The organism is Microbacterium sp. Kw_RZR3 (genome assembly GCF_029222405.1).
Lineage (GTDB): Bacteria > Actinomycetota > Actinomycetes > Actinomycetales > Microbacteriaceae > Microbacterium.
Map to the genome: position 1 here is coordinate 1 of NZ_JARHXC010000121.1, position 6,428 is coordinate 6,428.

9 protein-coding genes are annotated in these 6,428 nt (G+C 70.8%); 5 read left to right on the forward strand and 4 right to left on the reverse strand.

Annotation, left to right across the window (positions count from 1 at the left end):
- Nucleotides 1–107 precede the first annotated feature (107 nt).
- Both P2P98_RS06555 and mmuM read left to right on the forward strand, forming a co-directional pair.
- Nucleotides 108–614: a MarR family transcriptional regulator gene (locus P2P98_RS06555; RefSeq protein ID WP_275798317.1), complete on the forward strand. Its 507-nt coding sequence runs from the start codon at nt 108–110 to the stop codon at nt 612–614.
- Nucleotides 611–1,465 (forward strand): homocysteine S-methyltransferase, encoded by an 855-nt coding sequence (gene mmuM / locus P2P98_RS06560; RefSeq protein ID WP_275798318.1) that lies wholly within the window; start codon nt 611–613, stop codon nt 1,463–1,465. Before P2P98_RS06555 ends, mmuM begins: the two co-directional genes overlap by 4 nt.
- A 21-nt stretch (nt 1,466–1,486) precedes the next feature.
- Here mmuM and P2P98_RS06565 read toward each other — a convergent pair whose 3' ends face one another.
- From P2P98_RS06565 to P2P98_RS06575, 3 genes are all read right to left on the reverse strand, one after another.
- Nucleotides 1,487–2,416 (reverse strand): hypothetical protein, encoded by a 930-nt coding sequence (locus tag P2P98_RS06565; RefSeq protein ID WP_275798320.1) that lies wholly within the window; start codon nt 2,414–2,416, stop codon nt 1,487–1,489.
- 121 nt (nt 2,417–2,537) lie between these two features.
- Nucleotides 2,538–3,104, reverse strand: coding sequence for a hypothetical protein (locus P2P98_RS06570; RefSeq protein ID WP_275798321.1), 567 nt, complete (start codon nt 3,102–3,104; stop codon nt 2,538–2,540).
- A complete protein-coding gene (locus P2P98_RS06575) occupies nt 3,101–3,646 on the reverse strand; it encodes a sigma-70 family RNA polymerase sigma factor (RefSeq protein WP_275798323.1) in 546 nt (181 codons plus the stop codon). The genes P2P98_RS06570 and P2P98_RS06575 overlap by 4 nt, the downstream gene beginning before the upstream one ends.
- A gap of 148 nt (nt 3,647–3,794) precedes the next feature.
- Here P2P98_RS06575 and P2P98_RS06580 point away from each other — a divergent pair, with 148 nt between their 5' ends.
- Together P2P98_RS06580 and P2P98_RS06585 are read left to right on the forward strand one after the other, a co-directional pair.
- Nucleotides 3,795–4,247, forward strand: coding sequence for a hypothetical protein (locus P2P98_RS06580; RefSeq protein ID WP_275798325.1), 453 nt, complete (start codon nt 3,795–3,797; stop codon nt 4,245–4,247).
- A gap of 47 nt (nt 4,248–4,294) precedes the next feature.
- A complete protein-coding gene (locus tag P2P98_RS06585) occupies nt 4,295–4,576 on the forward strand; it encodes a hypothetical protein (protein ID WP_275798327.1) in 282 nt (93 codons plus the stop codon).
- Here the strand turns inward: P2P98_RS06585 and P2P98_RS06590 are convergent.
- Nucleotides 4,543–5,016, reverse strand: coding sequence for an Lrp/AsnC family transcriptional regulator (locus P2P98_RS06590; protein ID WP_275798329.1), 474 nt, complete (start codon nt 5,014–5,016; stop codon nt 4,543–4,545). The genes P2P98_RS06585 and P2P98_RS06590 overlap by 34 nt on opposite strands.
- A 154-nt stretch (nt 5,017–5,170) precedes the next feature.
- On the opposite strand from P2P98_RS06590, the gene ald reads away from it, so the two are divergent.
- The gene (gene ald / locus P2P98_RS06595; protein ID WP_275798331.1) at nt 5,171–6,256 is read left to right on the forward strand and encodes an alanine dehydrogenase; all 1,086 of its coding nucleotides are present in this window, start codon (nt 5,171–5,173) and stop codon (nt 6,254–6,256) included.
- Nucleotides 6,257–6,428: the final 172 nt, after the last annotated feature.

The following is a 6,428-nucleotide window of genomic DNA, read 5'->3' on the forward strand; positions in this document are numbered from 1 at the left end:
CGCCGGCCGTCGTCGCCCCGGACGCCCGTGGGTCCGCGCCGGCATGACGACCCACCCCACCCCGCCGGAAAGCCGCCATCGCCCCGCGGCTCCGGTACCGTCGTCATGTGGCTATCGCAAGCAATAAGGATGACGAGGTCGATCTCCTCATCGACGCGTGGTCGCGCCTGCTCCCCGACATCGACCTCACGCCGCTCGACGTCATGTCGCGTCTGCGTCGCGCGGCCTTCCACCTCTCGAAGCTCCGTGCCCGCGCGTTCGCGAGCGCCGACATCGCGCTGTGGGAGTTCGACGTCCTCGCGGTCCTCCGCCGCGCCGGCACCGAGCTGAGCGCCACCCGGCTGATCGCCGCGACGATGATCGGCAGCGCCGCGATGACTAACCGCCTCGACAAGCTCGCCGAGCGCGGGCTCGTCCACCGCCGCCCGAACCCGTCCGACGGTCGCGCGATCCTCGTCGCCATCACACCCGAGGGCATCGAGCGCGTCGACGCCGCGATGACCGAGCTCGTCCGCCTCGAGGCCGAGGCCTTGCGGGGCGTCAGCCGTGCGGATCAGGCTCTGCTCGCCGATGCCCTGCGTGTCCTCGCCGCCGGCGAGACCCACGAGGCGTGATCGACCTCGCCGCGACGCTCGCCGAGCGGGCGGTCGTGCTCGACGGTGGTCTGGGGACCCTGCTCGAGGCCCGCGGCAATGACGTCTCGTCGTCGCTGTGGTCCGCGCGGATCCTGCGCGACGACCCCGACGAGGTCCGCGCCGCGCACGCCGCGTTCGTCACCGCGGGGGCTGAGGTCGTCATCACGTCGAGCTACCAGGTGGGTTACGGAGCAGGGATTCCGGATGCCGAGGTCGACGCTCTCCTTCACCGGTCGGTGACGCTCGCCCGAGAGGCCGGCGACGTCGTGGTCGCGGCATCCGTGGGCCCGATCGGGGCGCTGCGCGCCGACGGGAGCGAGTACACGGGGGACTACGGTCTCACCGTCGACGAGCTGCGCCGGCAGCATCGCCGCCGCCTGCGCATCCTCGCAGACACCGGATGCGACCTGTTCGCCGTCGAGACCATCCCGTCCGCGCTCGAACTCGAGGCACTCGCGCTCGAGCTCGCCGATCTCGACGTGCCGAGCATCGTGAGTCTCTCGGCCGACAGCACCGCTTTCGCGGCGCGCGGGGCGTTGGCACGGGCTTTCGACATCGCGGCATCCGTGCCGGGAGTCGTCGCGATCGGTGTCAACTGCTGCGCCCCCGAGCACGTCCTCCCCTCCCTCGCGATCGCACCCCGGATGCCTTTGGTGGCCTATCCGAACTCGGGCGAGAGGTGGGATGCCGAGACCCGCACCTGGAGCGGTCGTGCGGCTCCGCTGGCCGAGACCGCTCCATCGTGGGTCGACGCCGGCGCGCGGGTCGTCGGTGGCTGCTGCCGGTCGATGCCCGCCGACATCGCCGCGATCGCCGCGGCCGTGGGCTGAGCGCGGCCGGGTCGCGGCGCCTTACGCGCCGGTTCTCCGCCGACTCCGCGGGGCCGACGAGCCGTCGATGAGCAGGCCGGTCTCTTCGGGTCGCCAGCCATAGGTCGATCGCATCCGTTCCCGCAGCGCCGAGGCGGCGGACGGGATGGCCACTTCCACCCCGTGTGGCGCGTCGACCGCCGTCGGGTCGAGGTCCTGCGCGGCGAGGCGCAGCTCGATGAGCAGGCCGCGCACGCGGTCTCTGCCGAAAGCGGCGGTCGCGAGCTTCCAGTCACCGATCGTGACCAACGTGCGATGGCTGCTGCCGCTGTGCTCCGTGCGCGCCGCGGGACGCCCGACGAGTCCGATGGCCACGCCGCAGAGCAACATCGACGTCACGGAGACGACGCCGGCGCCGGTGATCGAGAACAGGCTCTGACTCAGGGGTGACTCGGGCGTCGAATGCACGACGCTCCGGAGGGCGGAGTACACGCTGTACGCGCCCTGCACGGCGCCGAGGAGACGGGTCGATCGGGGCGGGAGTGCGCGGTTTCGCAGGGCGATCACCGCGCAGGCACCGCAGACCACGGTCAACAGCGCCACCTTGACCTTCATCGATGTGGCAGGGGTGAGCACGGTCGAGCAGACGGCCATGACCCCGCCGATCACGATCGCGGCGCCGAGCATGACGGGCGAGCCGTAGCGTGCGCCCGACGGAGGCCAGACCGCGACGCACAGAGTGGCCGGCGCGAGAACCATCGCCGTATCGGCGACGACGAGGGCGCCTGGTGCTCCGCCGTTGAAGCTCACGATGTACATGAGACCGGACCCGACCGACAGAGCCCCGGCGACCGCGGCATAGCGCAGGTACACGCCGAGGGGCGTCCGGCTGCCGACGCGGGGCAGCACGACGCCGATGACGCCGGCTGCCAGCCCGACGCACATGGCGACCACTCCGACCGACAGCAGCATTGACGCCTCCGCGTCACATCATGGGTGCTGACGCGGTCACGGACCCTCACTTGACGCCAGGCCCGAGTTATGCGCGGTGCGGGAAGGTCCTCTCGTGCGTCAGAGGCGGCGCGCGGCGGAATCAGCCGCCCGTCCCGGGGCCGAACGCCTGCTCGTACACGGCGCGGAGCTCGGCGGTTGCGGGCCCCGTCAGGCAGTCATCGGTGAATCCTCCCGTAGAGGCCACGAGGTAGGTGCGACCCGTGACGAACAGGTCGTCTCCCGAGGGCGTCCGCGACTGCGGCAGCTCCACCGTGGCATCCGGAGTCCCCGTGAAGACGTGCGACACCTCGAGGGTGACGACGCCGTCGTCGACGCCTGTCACGAGGGCCTCGTACGCCGTGTCGTTCGTCCGCAGTTCCGCGGCGGTCGGAACCTCGCACGTGACGTATCCGCCCGTGGGCCCGGGTGCCTGGAGCGCGGGTGTCGCCACGAGGCCGGCGATGAGTGCGGCACCCGCCGCGGTCGCCACGGCTCCGAGCGAGGCCCCGGCGACGAGCAGACGCGCTCGCTTTCGGGGTGCCGGGGCGAGGCCGTCGCGCTCGGCGGCTGCGACGACGCGGCGAATGCGGGCGTCGTCGAGCGGCGGGTGCGCGTTCGTGGGGTCGGCCCGTCGCATCAGCGCTCTGAGGTCGTCGTCATCGGTCATCGTGCCCCTCCTCCCGAGGTCGTGCGCGAGACGGGCGGGCACGCCGCGTCCATTTCTTGACGGAGTTTCTTCTTCGCCCGGTGCAGGCGGATGGTCACGGCGTTCACGGTGCCCCCGATCACCATCGCGATCTCCTGCGGTCCGAGCTCTTCCCAGGCCCACAGGCGGAGCACCTCGGCGTCGGTTCTCGACAGGCGGGCCAGAGCGGTGCGCAGGCAGTCCTCGCGCGGATCGCCCTCATCCTCGGCATCCATCGCCTCCACGGGCGGGTCCACGGTGGTGATGCGATCGACGACGCGTTGCTGTCGCCGGGTGGAACGCTCCGCGTTGCGCAGGCAGTTGCGTGCCGTGACGTACAGCCAGGGCAGCGGATCTTCGGGCACCTCGTCGAAGCGCCGCCACACCACCAGCATGGTTTCCGAGAACGCGTCCTCGGCGGTCTGCGGGTCGGACCGCCGGCGGAGGAACCGAGAGACGGCGTCGCCATGTGCGCGGACGAAGGCCTCGTACGTCCGCGTCTTCTCGGGGGAGTGGTGTCGCACACATTGATCATGTCCGACAGCGCGGCAGCCTTTCACCGCTTTCGCGCGCAGAAAAAAAGTTCGTTCCCGATGAAAGAACCCCGTCGGTGTCGGCCATGAACAGATCAGACGCCGCGAACGACGGCGCTCCCTCCCGAAAGGAACTCCCATGCGCACGCGAACCCTCACCCTCCTGGCCGCCTCCGTCGTCGTGCTCGGCATCGCCACGGGAACGGTGACCGCCTTCGCGGCGGCGTCCGACGACGCGATCTCCGACAACACCAGCGTCGACGTCATCGCGCCCGACACCGACGGCGCCGACACCGAGATCGGCATGCCGGCCCCGCTCATCATGACCCCCGCCGAACTCGCCGGGGCGAAGATCTCGCTCGCCGCTGGAGAGGTGCTCATCATCTCGACCGACGACGACACCGCCGGATGGCCGGGCACCGGCGGGACGGACAATGACGCCGTCGCGCACTTCGATGCCGCGTCGACCGATGCGGACGAGGTGTCGTTCAACGCGGGCTTCACAGCGGGCGAGACCGGAACGACGTCCGCCTGGATCCAGGATGCCGCCGGCGTCAAGACGACGTTCGAGATCACGGTCGAGGCTCGGTGAGCCTCGACTCCTCTCCTCGGGCCTCCTGGCTGCCGTCGCGTGCCGCGGTGAGCACGGCAGCCGGGAGGCGCGAGATCTACGTGTACGCGCGTTCCGCTACGCGCAAAGGGCCGGGGCGTCTGTCTCCCGGCGTCCTGCTGGCGGTCTCCACGGTGTTCCTCGCGCTGACGGTCGTCACCACGATCTCCGCAGCCCTTGTCCGTGACGGTCTTCTCGCCGCGCTGGCTCTCGCCGTGGGGCTCGCGATCGCCGCGACAGCGGCGTCGCGCGCGGCGTCATCTTCGTGCCGAGAGGATCAGTCGAAGTCGGCCGCGACAGCGTTCCGGTGATACTCGAAGATGATGCTCGTGCGTGTGGATGCCACGCTGTGCCGCGCCGAGAGGTGATCGACGACGAAGCGGCGCACGGCGGACGAGTCGTCGACGGCGATGTGGACGAGGAAATCGTCCGCCCCGCCGAGGAAGAAGAGCTGGATGACATCCGGATGCCGGCGCACCTCGTGCGCGAACGCGCGGATGCTCTCTTGACGCTGCCCCGGCCGCAGGGTTACTCCGACGATCGCCTGCAGACCACGGCCGAGCCTGCTCTGGTCGACGGCCGCGTGGAAGCCGGTGATGAGACCTCGATCGACGAGGGAGCGCAGCCGCGCGTGCGCGGTCGATGCGGCGACGCCGAGGTCCTCGGCGATCGCGGCGTTGGTCATTCGCGCGTCGGCGGAGAGGAGTTCGATGATCCGCGCGTCGTGAGGGTGAAGCTCGTCGTCGGGCATCGCAGATCCTTCGGTCGACGGTGGCGTTTGGAGTATCCACGTTCGACAGTACGCCGATCGAGCGGCATTCATTCGAAGGATCTGCGGTTTAACGTCACGGAAACACTCGTTTCTGCGATCCTCTCCGCAACACTCAGCCGCTCGAGGAGAATTCATGCGCGTGTCCGTGCCGACCGAGATCAAGAACAACGAGAACCGCGTCGCGATGACGCCCGCGGGCGTGGATTCTCTCGTCCACCGCGGCCATGAGGTGCTCGTGCAGGCCGGTGCGGGCGAGGGCAGCGGGTTCAGCGACGACCAGTACCGCGCGGCGGGCGCTGAGATCGTCGCGACCGCCGACGAGACGTGGGCGCGCGCCGAGCTCCTCGTCAAGGTCAAGGAGCCGATCGCCCCCGAGTACGGGTTCCTCCGCCCCGACCTCACGCTCTTCACCTACCTGCACCTCGCGGCCGACCGGCCCCTGACCGACGCCCTGATGGCAGCGGGCACCACGGCCGTGGCCTACGAAACGGTGCAGACCGCCGACCGGGCCCTGCCGCTGCTCGCGCCGATGAGCGAGGTCGCCGGGCGCCTGTCGATCATCGAGGGCGCCCACCACCTGCTGCGCGCCTCGGGCGGACGGGGGCTCCTGCCCGGCGGTGTTCCCGGAACGCCTCGCGCGAAGGTCGTCGTCATCGGCGGCGGCGTCGCGGGCGAGCACGCGGCCGCCAACGCCCTGGGGCTCGGGGCGCGCGTGACGGTCGTCGACATCTCGCTGCCCAAGCTCCGCCAGCTCGAGGAGCGCTTCGGCGGTGCGATCGAGACCCGCGCCTCGACCCGCCTCGAGATCGCCGAGCAGCTCGCCGATGCCGACCTCGTGATCGGATCGGTGCTGATCCCGGGCGCGGCCGCCCCCAAGCTCGTCACGGACGACATGGTCGCCGCGATGAAGCCCGGCTCCGTGCTCGTCGACATCGCGATCGACCAGGGCGGGTGCTTCGAGGGGTCGCGCCCGACGACGCACGACGCGCCGACCTTCCGCGTGCACGACTCGCTGTACTACTGCGTCGCGAACATGCCCGGCGCGGTGCCGCACACCTCGACGCGCGCGCTCTCGAACGCGACCCTGCCCTACATCACGCGGATCGCCGACGCGGGCTGGGACGCCGCGGCATCCGCTGATCCCGCCCTCGCGAAGGGCCTGAACGTCCGCGCCGGCGAGGTCACGAACGAGGGCGTCCGCGCCGCCTTCGCCCTCTGACCTCCCCTCCGTGGCCTCCGGTCCCGGGGCTGCGGCGGAGGTGGCTGAGCTTGTCGAAGCCTCCGGTCCCTTCGACGGGCTCAGGGACCTCCCGTGGTGAGGGTTCCTCTGCGGCAGAGGTGGCTGAGCTTGTCGAAGCCTCCGGTCCCCGGGCTGCGGCAGAGGTGGCTGA

Coding starts and splice junctions, on each gene's coding strand:
- ald (WP_275798331.1), top strand. CDS start 5,171: ATGCGCGTGTCCGTGCCGACCGAGATCAAGAACAACGAGAACCGCGTC.
- P2P98_RS06580 (WP_275798325.1), top strand. CDS start 3,795: ATGCGCACGCGAACCCTCACCCTCCTGGCCGCCTCCGTCGTCGTGCTC.
- P2P98_RS06565 (WP_275798320.1), bottom strand. CDS start 2,416: ATGCTGCTGTCGGTCGGAGTGGTCGCCATGTGCGTCGGGCTGGCAGCC.
- P2P98_RS06590 (WP_275798329.1), bottom strand. CDS start 5,016: ATGCCCGACGACGAGCTTCACCCTCACGACGCGCGGATCATCGAACTC.
- P2P98_RS06570 (WP_275798321.1), bottom strand. CDS start 3,104: ATGACCGATGACGACGACCTCAGAGCGCTGATGCGACGGGCCGACCCC.